Source organism: Thiomicrolovo immobilis (assembly GCF_039645955.1).
GTDB lineage: Bacteria > Campylobacterota > Campylobacteria > Campylobacterales > Sulfurimonadaceae > Thiomicrolovo > Thiomicrolovo diazotrophicus.
In genome coordinates this window covers 1,082,646-1,095,581 of the sequence record NZ_CP147916.1, presented here as the reverse complement: position 1 = coordinate 1,095,581, position 12,936 = coordinate 1,082,646, and the positions used below count along the sequence as shown (strand labels likewise).

The 12,936-nt window shown below is 59.6% G+C and carries 16 protein-coding genes; 11 read left to right on the top strand and 5 right to left on the bottom strand.

Going from position 1 to position 12,936, the window contains the following annotated elements:
* Nucleotides 1-48: 48 nt before the first annotated feature.
* Entirely contained in the window at nt 49-2,763 is a 2,715-nt protein-coding gene (gene polA, locus WCX72_RS05665) for a DNA polymerase I (protein WP_345971338.1), read from the bottom strand.
* Nucleotides 2,764-2,883: 120 nt separating this feature from the next.
* Here polA and WCX72_RS05660 point away from each other — a divergent pair, with 120 nt between their 5' ends.
* The 5 genes from WCX72_RS05660 (at nt 2,884) to WCX72_RS05640 (ending at nt 7,108) form a co-directional block, all read left to right on the top strand.
* Nucleotides 2,884-3,570 (top strand): phosphoglycolate phosphatase, encoded by a 687-nt coding sequence (locus tag WCX72_RS05660; RefSeq protein WP_345971337.1) that lies wholly within the window; start codon nt 2,884-2,886, stop codon nt 3,568-3,570.
* Nucleotides 3,557-4,999: an FAD-dependent oxidoreductase gene (locus tag WCX72_RS05655; protein WP_345971336.1), complete on the top strand. Its 1,443-nt coding sequence runs from the start codon at nt 3,557-3,559 to the stop codon at nt 4,997-4,999. The genes WCX72_RS05660 and WCX72_RS05655 overlap by 14 nt, the downstream gene beginning before the upstream one ends.
* Nucleotides 5,000-5,121: 122 nt before the next feature.
* Nucleotides 5,122-5,268: a hypothetical protein gene (locus WCX72_RS05650; protein ID WP_231021110.1), complete on the top strand. Its 147-nt coding sequence runs from the start codon at nt 5,122-5,124 to the stop codon at nt 5,266-5,268.
* A 23-nt stretch (nt 5,269-5,291) separates the two neighbouring features.
* On the top strand, nt 5,292-5,603 hold the full coding sequence (locus tag WCX72_RS05645) for a hypothetical protein (RefSeq protein WP_345971335.1): 312 nt from the start codon (nt 5,292-5,294) through the stop codon (nt 5,601-5,603).
* A gap of 68 nt (nt 5,604-5,671) precedes the next feature.
* The gene (locus WCX72_RS05640; RefSeq protein ID WP_345971334.1) at nt 5,672-7,108 is read left to right on the top strand and encodes a protein adenylyltransferase SelO; all 1,437 of its coding nucleotides are present in this window, start codon (nt 5,672-5,674) and stop codon (nt 7,106-7,108) included.
* Between the two features lie 514 nt (nt 7,109-7,622).
* Here the strand turns inward: WCX72_RS05640 and WCX72_RS05635 are convergent.
* On the bottom strand, nt 7,623-7,937 hold the full coding sequence (locus WCX72_RS05635; protein WP_231021107.1) for a hypothetical protein: 315 nt from the start codon (nt 7,935-7,937) through the stop codon (nt 7,623-7,625).
* 32 nt (nt 7,938-7,969) lie between these two features.
* On the opposite strand from WCX72_RS05635, the gene WCX72_RS05630 reads away from it, so the two are divergent.
* The 3 genes from WCX72_RS05630 to WCX72_RS05620 are packed head-to-tail and all read left to right on the top strand — an operon-like array spanning nt 7,970 to nt 9,066.
* Complete coding sequence (locus tag WCX72_RS05630) at nt 7,970-8,314, top strand: DsrE family protein (protein WP_231021106.1); 345 nt, start codon at nt 7,970-7,972, stop codon at nt 8,312-8,314.
* Between the two features lie 30 nt (nt 8,315-8,344).
* Complete coding sequence (locus WCX72_RS05625; RefSeq protein WP_231021105.1) at nt 8,345-8,593, top strand: hypothetical protein; 249 nt, start codon at nt 8,345-8,347, stop codon at nt 8,591-8,593.
* Complete coding sequence (locus WCX72_RS05620) at nt 8,593-9,066, top strand: Mut7-C RNAse domain-containing protein (RefSeq protein ID WP_231021104.1); 474 nt, start codon at nt 8,593-8,595, stop codon at nt 9,064-9,066. Before WCX72_RS05625 ends, WCX72_RS05620 begins: the two co-directional genes overlap by 1 nt.
* Nucleotides 9,067-9,076: 10 nt before the next feature.
* Here the strand turns inward: WCX72_RS05620 and WCX72_RS05615 are convergent, their stop codons facing one another.
* The gene (locus WCX72_RS05615; protein WP_231021103.1) at nt 9,077-10,312 is read right to left on the bottom strand and encodes an HD domain-containing phosphohydrolase; all 1,236 of its coding nucleotides are present in this window, start codon (nt 10,310-10,312) and stop codon (nt 9,077-9,079) included.
* A gap of 180 nt (nt 10,313-10,492) precedes the next feature.
* Between WCX72_RS05615 and WCX72_RS05610 the strand changes: the two genes are divergently transcribed.
* A complete protein-coding gene (locus tag WCX72_RS05610; protein WP_231021102.1) occupies nt 10,493-10,798 on the top strand; it encodes a hypothetical protein in 306 nt (101 codons plus the stop codon).
* Nucleotides 10,795-11,238, top strand: a complete 444-nt coding sequence (locus tag WCX72_RS05605) for a hypothetical protein (RefSeq protein ID WP_231021101.1) — start codon at nt 10,795-10,797, stop codon at nt 11,236-11,238. Before WCX72_RS05610 ends, WCX72_RS05605 begins: the two co-directional genes overlap by 4 nt.
* Here WCX72_RS05605 and WCX72_RS05600 read toward each other — a convergent pair.
* The gene (locus tag WCX72_RS05600; protein ID WP_345971333.1) at nt 11,233-11,382 is read right to left on the bottom strand and encodes a hypothetical protein; all 150 of its coding nucleotides are present in this window, start codon (nt 11,380-11,382) and stop codon (nt 11,233-11,235) included. The two genes, WCX72_RS05605 and WCX72_RS05600, sit on opposite strands and share 6 nt — an antisense overlap.
* Nucleotides 11,383-11,543: 161 nt before the next feature.
* Here WCX72_RS05600 and WCX72_RS05595 point away from each other — a divergent pair, with 161 nt between their 5' ends.
* A complete protein-coding gene (locus tag WCX72_RS05595; RefSeq protein WP_345971332.1) occupies nt 11,544-12,350 on the top strand; it encodes an alpha/beta fold hydrolase in 807 nt (268 codons plus the stop codon).
* On the opposite strand, the gene WCX72_RS05590 is transcribed toward WCX72_RS05595, so the two are convergent.
* Nucleotides 12,347-12,904 carry a cytochrome b/b6 domain-containing protein gene (locus WCX72_RS05590; RefSeq protein ID WP_345971331.1) on the bottom strand — a complete coding sequence of 186 codons (558 nt, stop codon included), beginning with the start codon at nt 12,902-12,904 and terminating at the stop codon, nt 12,347-12,349. The genes WCX72_RS05595 and WCX72_RS05590 overlap by 4 nt on opposite strands.
* Between the last annotated feature and the right edge of the window lie 32 nt (nt 12,905-12,936).

Here is a 12,936-nt window from a genome sequence, read left to right as displayed (position 1 = left end):
GTCTTTCAATCGGCGGGAGAGGCTGAATAAGCGTTGCTTATTCAGAGCCTATTTCAGTTCGCCCCAGTGCGCCCCAATGTTCAGCGACGCCCGCAGCGGGATATGCAGGGGATGGATCTCTTCCATAATAGATTGGAAACGCTGCCCCAGCGCATCGGCCTGGGCCGCATCCGCCTCGAAGATCAGTTCGTCGTGAATCTGCAGCAGCATGGTAGCAGGGAGGCGTTCTTTTTTTATCACATCATCGATGCGATTCATCGCCATTTTGATCAGGTCGGCCGCGCTGCCCTGGAAGACGGTGTTGACCGATTCGCGCTCGTACGCGGCTTTGAGCATCGGCGTCGCCTTGTCATAGTCGAAATAGCGGCGGCGCCCCAGCAGGGTCTCGACGTACCCCTGCTCTTTGGAGCGCTCGACGATGGAGGCGAAGTAGGATTTGACCGTCGGGAAGGTCTCGAAGTAGCGGGTGATGATCTCGCGCGCCTCCTTCGTCGTAATGCCCAGGGTATCGGAGAGCTTCTTCTGCCCCATGCCGTAAAGCAGGCCGAAGTTGACGGTTTTGGCGATGCTGCGCTTCTTCGGGGCCTCCTCCTCGCCAAAGAGGGCGATCGCGGTGCTCAGGTGGATATCTTTGTCATGCTTGAAGGCGTCGACGAGGGTCGGGTCCTCGCTGAAGTGCGCCAGCAGCCGCAGTTCGATCTGCGAATAGTCGATGCCGATGAGCTTTTTGCCCTTACCGGCCACGAAGGCCTCGCGGATACGCGCCCCCAATGGGGTGCGGGTCGGGATGTTCTGCAGGTTCGGGTTTTTCGAACTGAGCCGCCCCGTCGCCGTCCCCGTCTGCACGTAGGAGGTGTGGATGCGACCGTCGGGACGCTGCTGCCCCAGCTGCAGGAGCGGGTCGAGGTAGGTAGAGACGAGCTTGTGCAGTTCGCGGTATTCAAGCAGCTTTTCGATCACCGGGTGCTCTTCCATAAGAGCGTTCAGAACCTTCTCGTCCGTCGAATAGCCCGTCTTCGTCTTCTTGACCACGGGCAGCTCCAGCTTCTCGAAGAGCACCTCCCCCAGCTGCTTCGTGGAGTTGATGTTGAATTCGCTGCCGGTGAGCTCATAGATGTTTTGCGTCAGCTCCGCCAAACGCTCCTTCGCCTCCTCCAGGAAGACCGCAAGCACCTTCGTATCGACCTGGATGCCCGCTTCTTCCATCGCGCCGAGTGTCAGCGAGAAAGGGAACTCGACCGCCGCGGCCTCTTCGAGAAGATGCTCGCCCTGCAGGCCAAGCAGCGCCGTCAGTTTCGCATAGAGCATCCATGTCGCCCAGGCATCCTCGGCGGCGTAGCCGCAGGCATCGGCCAGGTCGACGCCGGAGAAGTCTTCCCCCTTCTTGACCGTCTCCTTGAAGCTGATCATCGTGTGATTCAGGTGGACCTGTGCGAGCTTGTCCAGGGAGAGCGGGCTCTCGGGCGCGGCGAGCCACGCCATGATCATCGTATCGGCATAAAGGGAGGGTTCGAACCCCTCCATATAGTGGTTGACAAAGTGGAGGTCGAACTTGAGGTTGTGCCCGACGACCCGCCCGGTGAAGATCTGCCGCAGTGCCGCAGACGCGGCCGCTTCGCCGACCTGTTCCGGAACGCCGAGGTAGCTGTGCCCAACGGGGACGTAGTAGGCCTCCTCTGCGTTCAGGCAGAAGCTGAACCCGACCATCGTGTCTTCCAGGTAATCCAGCCCCGTCGTCTCCGTATCGAAAGCGACAAGGGTCTCCGCGGTAATTGCGCCGGTGAGCGCGGCGAGCTCCGATTCGTCGGTGATCAGTTTCGCGGTGAAACCGGCGTTCGCAGGCAGCGGGCACTCCGCTTCCTGCACGGCGTTCTCCTGACTGATCTCCTCCTCACTGATGAGCTTCTTCGCCTTGAGCTTGCGGATGATTCCGTTCATTTCATAGCGTATCAGCTCCGGCACGATCGGCAGGAAGGGGTTGCGATCATCCATATCGTACTCGTCCCACGCCACCGTCTCGAAAAGGTCGTCGCGCAGGGTGACGAGTTTCCGCGACATCCAGGCGTTCTCCTCTCCTTCGCGCAGCTTCTTCTGTACCCCGGCCGGCTTCACTTCGTCGATGTTCGCGTAGACGTTATCGAGGGTCTCATACGCGTTGAGCAGCTTCTGCGCCGTCACCTTTCCGATCCCCTTGACCCCCGGCACGTTATCCGCGCTGTCGCCGAGCAGCGCCTGGTAGTCGGTGAACTGTTCCGGGCGGATGCCGTACTTCTCCAGGCACTCCGTCTCGTTGACGTCCTTGCGCTTGATGGCGTCGACGAGCACGACCTTGTCGTCGTCAATGAGCTGGTAAAGGTCCTTGTCGTGGGAGACGATCCGCACGACCATCCCCGCCTCGACCGCCTTTTTCGTAATGGAAGCGATCATGTCATCGGCCTCGAAGCCGCTCTGCATCAGGGTCTTGAACCCCATCTTCTCGATCCACTCGATGGCGATGGGCAGCTGCGCCTTGAGCTCATCCGGCGGCGGCGGGCGGTGCGCCTTGTACTCGGGGTCGATCTCGTTCCTGAAGGTCGGACCCTTGGCATCGAGGGCGAAGACGATGTAGTCGCTGGCGTGGTCCTGGTGAAGACGGTCAATGAAGTTGATGAACCCGGTGAGCAGTCCGGTCGGGAAACCCTCTTTGTTCGTGAGCGGCGGCAGGGCGTAAAAACTGCGGAAGAAGAAACCGAAGGTATCGATGACGGTGATGGTTTTGGGCATAGCAGGTCTCTTTTGGTCTTAAAGTTGCACTTAGATAAAAACGGAAGCCATTTTAACGAAAACGGGATTAATCGGGCTGCGCTATAATCCCGACGAAAAATTTACATAAGGAACTGACTGGTGTTCAAGCATAAAGAGCTGATTTTATTCGACTTTGACGGTACCCTCATCGACAGCGCCCCCGATCTGGCGCTGGCGGTCAACCATATGCTTGAACAGCTCGGGCGTCCCCCCTTCGAAGAGACGACGGTCCGCGGCTGGGTCGGTAACGGCGCGCGCACCCTTGTCGAGCGGGCCCTGCGCGCGAGCAGCGACACGGAGGACGCCGCCGAAACGGTCGACCGCGCCCTCGCGATCTTTTTGGAGTTCTATGCCGGCAACCTCGCCGTGCTGACGCGTCCCTACCCGCAGGTCCCCGAAGTCCTGCAACAACTCCACCGAGAGGGCTACCGCTTGGCCATCGTGACCAACAAGCCCTACGCCTTTATAGAACCCATCTTGCACAGCCTGGGGATGTCTGAACTGTTCGAATATACCCTCGGCGGCGATTCGCTGCCCCAACGGAAACCGGACCCCCGGCCTTTGCTGCACGTCTGCGAAACCCTTGGCGTCGACAAGGAACGCTGCGTCATGGTCGGCGACTCCAAAAACGATATTCTCGCGGCCAAAGCCGCCGGGATGGATGCCATCGGCCTCGGCTACGGCTACAACTACGGGGAGGCGATCGCCTCGTATACCCCCAATCTTGTCTGCGACACCTTCGCCGAGGTCGCTGCCCCCTTCGGAGTCTCCCATGGTGCCGGCTAACATCGCCATTGTCGGCGGCGGGGTCGCGGGAGCGACGGCGGCGCTCTACCTGAGCCGCATCGGAATGCGGGTCACCCTCTTCGAAAAGGGCGATAGCCTCGTCTCCGGTCCCCCGTTTTGCCACCTGCATGCCGGCGGGAACCTCTACCGCGAGATCTCCGACGAACAGTGCGTTACCCTGCTGCGCCAGTCCATCGACCTGCTGCGTTTTTACCCCTACGCCGTCGATTTCCGCCCGACGGTCATCGCCGTGCCCCTGACCGACACGGGCGAGCCCGGGGACCTCTACCCCCGGCTGGAGATGCTGCGCCGCGAATACCAGCGCTTTATCGCCGAGGACGAACGCAACCAGGTTTTGGGCGACCCGGAGACCTACTTCCGCCTCTACGACCGCGAAAGCGTCGAAGCGCTGCGGGAGCGCGAACCGGTCGCGATGCCGCAGACCCCCGACGAGTGGATGATCCCCGTCGCCCGCGAAGTCGACCTCTCCACCGTCAAGTTTCCGCTCATCATGGTCCAGGAGTACGGCCTGAACCTCTTCCGACTCGGCGCGGGCGCTGCTCTCTCGCTCCAAAAACTCGACGGCTGCGACCTGCAGCTCGGCACGGCGGTCACCGCCGCGACCCGGAGTGATGACGGTAACGGTTTCATTGTCACCGCGACCGACGGAGAACATACGACGCAGCAGCGCTTCGACTACCTGATCAACGCCGCGGGCTTCCGCACCGGGGAGATCGACGACATGCTCGGGTTCCAACGCGAGCGGATGGTCGAGTTCAAGGCCGCCTATGTCACCAAATGGCAGGAGAGCGCCGTCTGGCCGGAGGTGATCTTCCACGGCGAGCGCGGTACCCCCAACGGGATGGCGCAGTTCACCCCCTACCCTTGCGGTTTCGTGCAGCTGCACGGCATGACCAACGACATCACCCTCTTCGACGAGGGTCTTGTCGGCAGCACCCCCGCCAGTGCCCAGCCCAATCTCGACGAACGCTTTATCGAGATGATCGACCGGGAGTGGGAGTGGTCCTGCGTCGAGCGGCGCAGCCGCCGCGCCATCGAGCATATGGCGCGCTATATCCCCGCCTTTATCGACGCCGAGGTTGCCTCCAAGCCCCTCTTCGGCGCCCAGCAGATCCCCGGCGACGACCCGACCCTGCGCGCGGCCGACGTCTCCTTCGTGGGGGAGCGCTACGCCCGCTGCGAAGTCGTCAAGGCCTCCTCGGTGCTGAGCATGACCGACGCCATCGTCGAACGCCTGGTCAGCCTCGGCTACGCCGACGCCGCCGTGCAGGGGACCCGCACCTTCGACGTGCCGGCCGTTCCTCCGGAGCAGCTGATCGAGACCGAAGCCTCCTCCATCGCCGAAGCGCGCTCCTACCCGACCTGCCTCTCCCGCCGGACGGTGCGCGAAGGCAGCCCCGCCGCATAAGCGGCCTACGCACGATCCCATCGCCCGCCCTCTTCCGACAGCATGACAAACCGGCTGCCGCAACGTTGACATTTAAGCCATCCTGTTTTATGATGTAACCATACCGTTGCAAAGGAGATGCGATGATCGACAAGAAAAAAGTCAGCAAATACGTCAAAAAAGAGCTCAAGAACATACTGAAGAAAGAGCTCAAGCAGGAGGTCAAGAAGCACATCAAAGACTACAAAGTCAAAGAGCGTGTCGAAAAGAAAGCGAAACGCAAGGGCTGATGCATTCATCAAGAGGAGAGAGGATGCACAGCTATATTTTCAATACCGACCTAGGCACGTTCGAGATTACGAACGGCCGCCACCACCGGATGTACGAACTCTGGCTGGAAAACGAGAAACTCGGCGAGTACGCCACGGCTGCCGAAGCCGCCGATGACGTCGCGACATTCAACACGGGCTACATCGAATGGGACGACCTTGAGAGCGAAGCCATCCGTGTGCCTGCGGGAATCGAAGCGTGGCGCGAGGTAAAGGAGCAGACGCTGGAGAGCGCCGTCAACCTTCGCCGCCGGCATATCGACGACAACCCCTACCTCGTCAAGACGGAGGGGTGAAACCGGGCGGCGAGCACTTATCGCCGCGCGTTATTGCGCTTTTAGAACAGTAAATGTACAAAGTCGGCATGACTTTGGATGCACTCACACTCGACACCCCCTATCTCGACCTCGATCCGCTCTTTTACGATCCGACCGATCCGACGCCGCTGAAAAACCCCTACCTTATCAGTTTCAACCCCGACGCCGCCGAACTGATCGGCCTCTCTTCTGACGCCGGCACGGACGACAGGCTCGTCGGGCTGCTCAACGGCACCTTCACCCCAGAAGGCGCCAAACCCTTTGCCATGTGCTATGCCGGGCACCAGTTCGGGATGTTCGTCCCGCGCCTCGGCGACGGACGGGCCATCAACCTCGGCAAGAGCGGCGCGTGGAACCTGCAGCTCAAGGGGAGCGGCGAGACCCTCTATTCGCGCATGGGCGACGGGCGGGCCGTCCTGCGCTCCTCCGTGCGCGAGTACCTGATGAGCGAGGCGATGCACCACCTCGGCATCCCGACGACCCGCGCGCTTGCGCTGATCGGCTCGGAAACGAAGGTCGTACGCGAGCGCCTCGAGCGCGGGGCGGTCGTGCTGCGGATGTCGCCGACCTGGGTCCGTATCGGCACCTTCGAGTACTTCTACTATAAAGAGGAGCACGACAAACTCGAACCCCTCGCCGACTATGTCATCGCCGAGAGCTACCCGCACCTGAAAGGCGAAGAGGATGCCTACTTCCTGATGTTTGCCGAGGTCGTCGAGCGCACCGCCCGTCTGCTGGCGCAGTGGCAGAGCGTCGGATTCAACCACGGGGTTATGAACACGGACAATATGTCCATGGGCGGACTCACCATCGACTACGGCCCCTACGCCATGCTCGACGACTACGACATCTCCTTTATCTGCAACCACACGGACACCCACGGACGTTACGGCTTCGGGCAACAGCCCCATGTCGCCTACTGGAACCTCTCGATGCTCGCCGAGGCCCTCTCCCCCATCGTCTTAAAGGAGCGGATGGAGAAGAAGCTCGATGATTACGGCTCCATCTACACCCAGACCTACGTCGAGATCATGTGCGCCAAAATGGGACTGGCGACGGTGAAGGAGGACGACATCATCCTGCTCAAAAAGATGCTCACCGCGTTGCAAAATAGCCAGGCGGACTACACCCTCTTCTTCCGCACCCTCAGCCGCTACGACGGCGACGCCAAAGCGCTGCTCGATATCTGCGTCGACCGCGAACCGGTCCGTGAATGGCTGACCGAGTACGACGCCCGGCTGCGGCTGGAGGAGCACAGCGCGGAAGAGCGCCGCACCGCCATGCTGCGGACCAACCCGAAATACGTGCTGAAGAACTACATGCTGCAAGAGGCGATTAAAAAAGCGGAGAAGTTCGACAACAGCGGAGTCGAGGAGCTGTTGGAAATCGCCCGCAATCCCTTTGACGAACTGCCGCAGTTCGAGCGCTACGCCAAAGCAACGCCGAACGAACACAAGAACCTCAAGCTCTCCTGCTCCTCATGATAAAAGCATGAAGAGGCGCTTCTCATTCTTTTCTTTTTCATAAGAAAAGAACCAAAAGAAAATCGGCCTTTCGCGAATCGCTCGCCCTTCTCGGCTTTATGCCTTCAGGGCGGCTTTCAAGGAGCGCTCAAGGCCAACTTCCGATTGATTTGAATGCGCTTTGTCAGTACAAAGCTCTTGATACGAGCTTCGACACGTCGAAGCGCATAACTTTAATAGGCGAAAGGTCGTTAAGCGTGCCTTGAAAGCCGCTGCGGAGGCATAAAGCCGGGAGCAGCGTGCGATTCGCGCAACGACGATTTTCTTTGGTTTCGTTTCTTTGTAAAAAGAAAGGAAAAGGAAAAATGTTCATTCCACTTTTTTAGAAAAAGTAGCGCAAAAAGCGGCCTTTCGCGAATCGCTCATCCCTCCCGGCTATATGCCTCCGGGATGGCTTACAAAGAGCGCTCAAGGCCAATTCCTAATTTCATTGAATGCGCTTCGGGAACCGAAGCTGATGTAGGTAGCCGGTTTTTTACAGGAAAAGCCAGACGAGGAAGGCGAAGCCGATACCGAGGTTCACCCAGCTGCCCCCATCCTCAAAAAGCATGACCAGCAACTCGTACCAGGTGGCCAGCGGTTCGGCGGGGACATCGAGCATCTGCGCATGGGCGTAGGCGGTGATGTCGGCACCCCAGATAAATGCGATGATCTCGGGGACAAAGAAGAAAAGGACGACTCCCAAAAAACCCCACACCGTTTTTTTCGGCTTCATCTGCGCGACACTGCGTCGCAGGGCGGGGTTGTGTTTCAGGCGATAGGTGGCGGTTGCGATTTTTTCTCGGATCATTAGGATAGAATTTTACCAAAAAGGCAAAAACAATGTCGAAAACGAAACTCCTGATCGTCTGGACGAACGGCGACAAAGAGGTCGCCATGAAGCTGCCCCTGCTTTACGGCTCCGTCATTTTGGAACGGGGCTACTGGGAAGAGGCCCACCTGATGATCTGGGGACCCTCCATCAAACTGGCCGCCGCCGATGCGGAGGTGCAGGCACGTCTGAAACAGATGCAGGAGAGCGGCGTCACCATGAGCGCCTGCATCGTCTGCACCGAGGATTATGAGGCTACGGATGCCCTCGCGGCACTGGGAGTAGAGAATACCCACACCGGCGAGATGCTCACGGCGTGTCTCAAAGATGACAGCTGGGCGGTAATGACGGTATAATCATCCTTATAGGCACCCAAGGAGGAGCAGATGCGGAACTACCTTTTCAACACCGATATCGGGACCTTCGAGATCCGACAGGCGGGCCACGAGCGCTACCAGCTTTGGATCGATGAGGAGATGCTCGGCGAGTATGAGAGCCCGGAGAAAGCGGCCGAGGACGTCGCCGCCTTCAACACCGACTATCCCGAGTGGGACCGGCTCGAAAACGAGTACGGCAACGTCCCTACAGGCCTGGCCGACTGGAGCAGCGTCAGCGAGACGATCCCCGAAGCCTGATGGGCAGTGCTCAGCGAGACGGCAAGCACCGTTTTATCGCGGACTGCCATCTCGGCCGTGTTGCCAAGTACCTCCGCTTCATGGGGTACGACACCCTCTTCTTCCCGACCATCCCGGACACGGAACTGCTCCGGGTAGCCAAGGATGAGACACGCACCATTCTCACCCGGGATGCGGCCCTCTCACAGCGCAAAAACGTGCCGGTCTATCTGCTTGACGCCGTCGAACTCCACGACCAGCTGCGCGAACTGGCGGCGCATTTCGGGTTGGAAATAGGCGAGGATGTGCATCGGCGCTGCCTTGTCTGCAATGCTCCGCTCGTGCGCGTCTGCCCCGCCGCGATTCAAAAGGCCGTACCCGAAAAGGTCTACGAAACCTTCGACACCTTCCGGCAGTGCCCCGAATGCGGCCGCGTCTACTGGAACGGCGACCACTACCGCAACATGATTCTTTTCCTGAAAGCAGCCCTGTAGTGCGGCGGCCCTATGCCGCTTTGACGCGCTCTTTGTATTTTGCCAGGCGGTAGGCCTGCTGCAGGTTTGTGCCGATCATCGCCACGACCGCCGTGTCGATCTTCCCATTATCGGCCATCTCCTGCAAAATGGCGAAGGCCGCGTCCGGTTCCATCGCCGCGCGGTAGGGGCGCGTCTGCACCAGGGCCTGGAAGATATCGGCGACGGTTACGATCCGCGCTTCAAGGGGGATCTCCTCCTCCCCAAGGCTGTAGGGGTACCCCTTTCCGTCGAGCATCTCGTGGTGCAGGGAGGCGATGCGGGCGATTCCCCGGAAACCGTGGATGCGCCGCAGGATCATATTCGAATCGAACCCGTGCCGGTTCATCAATATCTTCTCCCCGGCATCCAGCCGACCGTTCTTGTTTAAAATGGCATCTTCGACCCGCAGTTTGCCCAGATCGTGCAGGAGTGCAGCGATCTCCACCGTCTCGCGCCTCTGTTCGTCCAGCCCGAACCCCCGGGCCAAAAAGTTTGCCAGTGCCGCGACCCCGAAGGAGTGCTCAAAGGTGAAGGGGCTTTTCGCGTCGACGACGTCGGCGAACATCTGCGCCATCTCCCGCACGGCCGAAAAGGAGAACGGTCTGTTCTCCCCCCTGCCGACCCACTCCATCAGCTGCTCTTCCAGCGGTTCGTCCTCCAGGGAGAACCAGAAGGAGTTCCGGCCCGAAGCCTTTTGGAACGCTTCGACGAAATCCGGTGCGAAAAAGGTGCCACTGTGCTCGACGATGACGCGTTCGATCTCCGCACTCTGTTCCAGGCCCGAACCGCCCATCTGCGAGCGGAGCGCATCGACCCTGTCGGCGAGATAGATCAGGTTGGCCAGCTGTTTGACACGCCTGTCAACGGGCAGATGCTCCAGAAGCTCCCAGTGGGTGTGGTGGTAGTAGACCGGCAATGCGAAGCGTTGAAAGAGCGCCACCTTGCCCAGCAGGATCGCACCGCGTTCACAGTGGATCTGCTCATCCTTCCACTCCAGCTGCGTGACAAGGGAGCGGTGAACGTCCGTCGTTGAAACACCGCAGTCATGGAGCATCCCGATCCCGATGATATCGTCTATAAATGCCTCATCAAACCCCGCGGCTCTTGCGCATTCGGCGGCCATGAAGGCCACCCGCTTTCCGTGGCGCGTATCGTCGATACCGACAAGGTCAAGGGCCTCGGTGAGGGCGTAAATCACTTCGCGAATATTGAGTTCGTAGTCCATCGTTAACACTTTCTGTGAACGTTATTATCTAAGAAGATAATAGCACATTCCCTCTGACCGAACGGCATGTTTCCGAGCCGGCATGGCGTTTTTTCCCGCCGCGCGGATAGGATATAATTCACCCATGTCTGCCAACTCACCTCTCTGCCGATTTCTGCTGCGCATGACGGCCCGTTGCCGATGACCGAACGCTACACCGCCGACACCGGCACGTTCGAAGAGGACGAAGAGCCGCTCTGGCAGCGCCGTGCGCGCGAAGATGCCCAAAACGCCGAGGCGCTCGCCGCCCGCAACGACAAAACCGTCTACCGCGAGGGCGACCAGGTCGGCAACTTCCTGTTTGTGCGCTATATGAAGGCGAAGAACCGTGCGATCTTCGCCTGCCCCGACTGCGGCAAGAAGTTTCAGTACAACGTCTATACCATCAAGCAGAAAAAGCGCTGCAAATGGTACAAGGGGCACACAAACCAAAAAGGAAAACGATGACCGACGAAGAGAAACTGTTCGAGATGGTGGAGCGCTGCGTCGCCGACGCCGTTATCGCCCTGGAGAACGACCGTCCCCTCCTCCCCTTTGCCAAACTGCTGGCGCAGAACGGAACGGTACGCGACCTCGCCTGCGAAAGCGTCGAAGAGAAACAGTGCTACGAGCACCTGCTCGAACGCCTCAAGGGCGAAGTGAAGATGGAAGACGTCGACGCCGTTGCCCTCGTGGCCCGCGTCACGATCCCCGAGCAGTACAGTGCCCCCTCGCCCCAGGGGATCCGCATCCACGTCGAGGAGAAGGCGCAGGCGCACAAAAAAATCTCCGCGCGCCTGCTTTACGTCCCCTACGACCTCTTTGCCGCCGACGGCGAGGCGAAGCGCAGCGTCATGCTCCACAACCCCATTGCCATCGGGATGCCGATGGAAGTCTACGGTTCATAACTTCTCCGGCTTGCACAGCGCCCCCTTCTCCGCCGCGCTGCGCAGGCATTTTTTGCAGTAGTATTTCGGGGAGGAGAGCAGCTTTCGCAGCGCCTTGTCCGGCTTCTCGCCCTCGGGCAGTCTGATCTTGCATAAGGTTTTCATCCTGGCTCCTCTCCCTCCCGTTTTTTTGTAATAGCTCTATATCCCTATTATAGCACCGCCGTCGGCAGACGCTCCGCCAAAGAGTACGTATAGATTTTCATTATGCATCGTGTATGTTTTTTCGCTAAAATTAATTAAATATTCTTATAGAAGGAGTCAGCATGACAACGACGGTCAACGGAATCGAGATCAGCTATGACGATCTGGGGTCGATCGACATGCCGGCACTGATCTTTCTGCACGGCTTTCCCCTGAACCGAACGATGTGGCGGCGCCAGACGGAAGCCTGCAGGAAGCACTGCCGTGTCATCGCTTACGACCTGAGAGGACACGGGGAGACGGAGGGAGGCGAAGAACCCTTCTCCATTCCCCTCTTTGTACAGGACCTGCTCTCGCTGATGGACGCCCTGCGGGTCAAAACGGCGACGCTGTGCGCCCTCTCCATGGGCGGCTACATCGCCCTGCGGGCGGCGGAGCAACACCCCGAACGCTTCAACGCCCTTATTCTCTGCGATACGCAGTGCGCCGCCGATACCCCCGAAGGACGCGAGAAAAGGCTCAAGGCCATCCGCGCCATCGAAACGGACGGCGTCGAACCCTTTGCCGAGGGGCTGCTCGGCAAACTGCTCGCGGAACAGACCTTCGAACAACATCCCGAAACGGTCGCCGCAGTCAGGGAGATGATCGTTTCAACGCCCGCACACTCCCTGGTGCACTCGCTGCGCGCCATGCGCGAGCGCGATGAGACCTGCAGCGGACTCCCCCGGCTCGCTCTGCCGGTGCTGATCCTCGTCGGCGAGGCAGACCAAATCGCGCCGCCGGACGCTTCGGTCTACATGCACAACGCCCTCCCGGACGCCGAGCTCGTTATCATCGAAGGGGCGGGACACCTGAGCAACCTCGAGAACCCCGAGGCGTTCCATGCCGCCCTGCTCCCCTTCCTCTCCAGGCACTGCCACAGGGACTAGCCCGAGATCATCTTGGAGGTGATCCCTTTCTGGTCGCGGTTGTCGGCGACGAAGACGCCGGCAATGTGCAGAACGACAAAGGCGACAATGGCCCAGGCGACAAGTTCGTGCAGCTCCTTGACGGAGCCCGCAACGTCTTTGGCAAGGCCGATATCCTTGTAGAAAGTGATGAGCAGCCCGCTGACGGCCATAAATGCCATCACGGCGTAGATGACTTTGTAGCCTCGATAGACCCATGCCATGTGGCTGTTCTCCGGTGCGTAGCCGAACCCCTCTTTAAAAATCATCACCAGCCGCCAGAGGACGAGCACGGCGAAAACGTACCCCAGGATGATGTGCCACTCCCACATCGGCGCCCTGACAGCCTTGGCCAGTGCCGCGGCCTGCTCAGGCGTCACGGTAATGCCGAATGATGCGAGCTTCTCCAGCAGGATCTGCGAATTGGTGTGCCAGCTCAAAAAGGTCTTGCGCAGGAAAAACGTCCCCAGCAGACCGAGGACGACGACGGCGTTGGCCCAGTGCCAGACGCGCAGTTGTAACGAGTAATCTTTCATGATCTCCCCTCCCGGTTAATTGGGAATATTAT

Bases quoted from the DNA above. Each gene is read 5' to 3' on its own strand.
- polA (WP_345971338.1), bottom strand. From the start codon at position 2,763: ATGCCCAAAACCATCACCGTCATCGATACCTTCGGTTTCTTCTTCCGC.
- WCX72_RS05655 (WP_345971336.1), top strand. From the start codon at position 3,557: ATGGTGCCGGCTAACATCGCCATTGTCGGCGGCGGGGTCGCGGGAGCG.
- WCX72_RS05650 (WP_231021110.1), top strand. From the start codon at position 5,122: ATGATCGACAAGAAAAAAGTCAGCAAATACGTCAAAAAAGAGCTCAAG.
- WCX72_RS05645 (WP_345971335.1), top strand. From the start codon at position 5,292: ATGCACAGCTATATTTTCAATACCGACCTAGGCACGTTCGAGATTACG.
- WCX72_RS05640 (WP_345971334.1), top strand. From the start codon at position 5,672: ATGACTTTGGATGCACTCACACTCGACACCCCCTATCTCGACCTCGAT.
- WCX72_RS05635 (WP_231021107.1), bottom strand. From the start codon at position 7,937: ATGATCCGAGAAAAAATCGCAACCGCCACCTATCGCCTGAAACACAAC.
- WCX72_RS05630 (WP_231021106.1), top strand. From the start codon at position 7,970: ATGTCGAAAACGAAACTCCTGATCGTCTGGACGAACGGCGACAAAGAG.
- WCX72_RS05625 (WP_231021105.1), top strand. From the start codon at position 8,345: ATGCGGAACTACCTTTTCAACACCGATATCGGGACCTTCGAGATCCGA.
- WCX72_RS05620 (WP_231021104.1), top strand. From the start codon at position 8,593: ATGGGCAGTGCTCAGCGAGACGGCAAGCACCGTTTTATCGCGGACTGC.
- WCX72_RS05615 (WP_231021103.1), bottom strand. From the start codon at position 10,312: ATGGACTACGAACTCAATATTCGCGAAGTGATTTACGCCCTCACCGAG.
- WCX72_RS05610 (WP_231021102.1), top strand. From the start codon at position 10,493: ATGACCGAACGCTACACCGCCGACACCGGCACGTTCGAAGAGGACGAA.
- WCX72_RS05605 (WP_231021101.1), top strand. From the start codon at position 10,795: ATGACCGACGAAGAGAAACTGTTCGAGATGGTGGAGCGCTGCGTCGCC.
- WCX72_RS05600 (WP_345971333.1), bottom strand. From the start codon at position 11,382: ATGAAAACCTTATGCAAGATCAGACTGCCCGAGGGCGAGAAGCCGGAC.
- WCX72_RS05595 (WP_345971332.1), top strand. From the start codon at position 11,544: ATGACAACGACGGTCAACGGAATCGAGATCAGCTATGACGATCTGGGG.
- WCX72_RS05590 (WP_345971331.1), bottom strand. From the start codon at position 12,904: ATGAAAGATTACTCGTTACAACTGCGCGTCTGGCACTGGGCCAACGCC.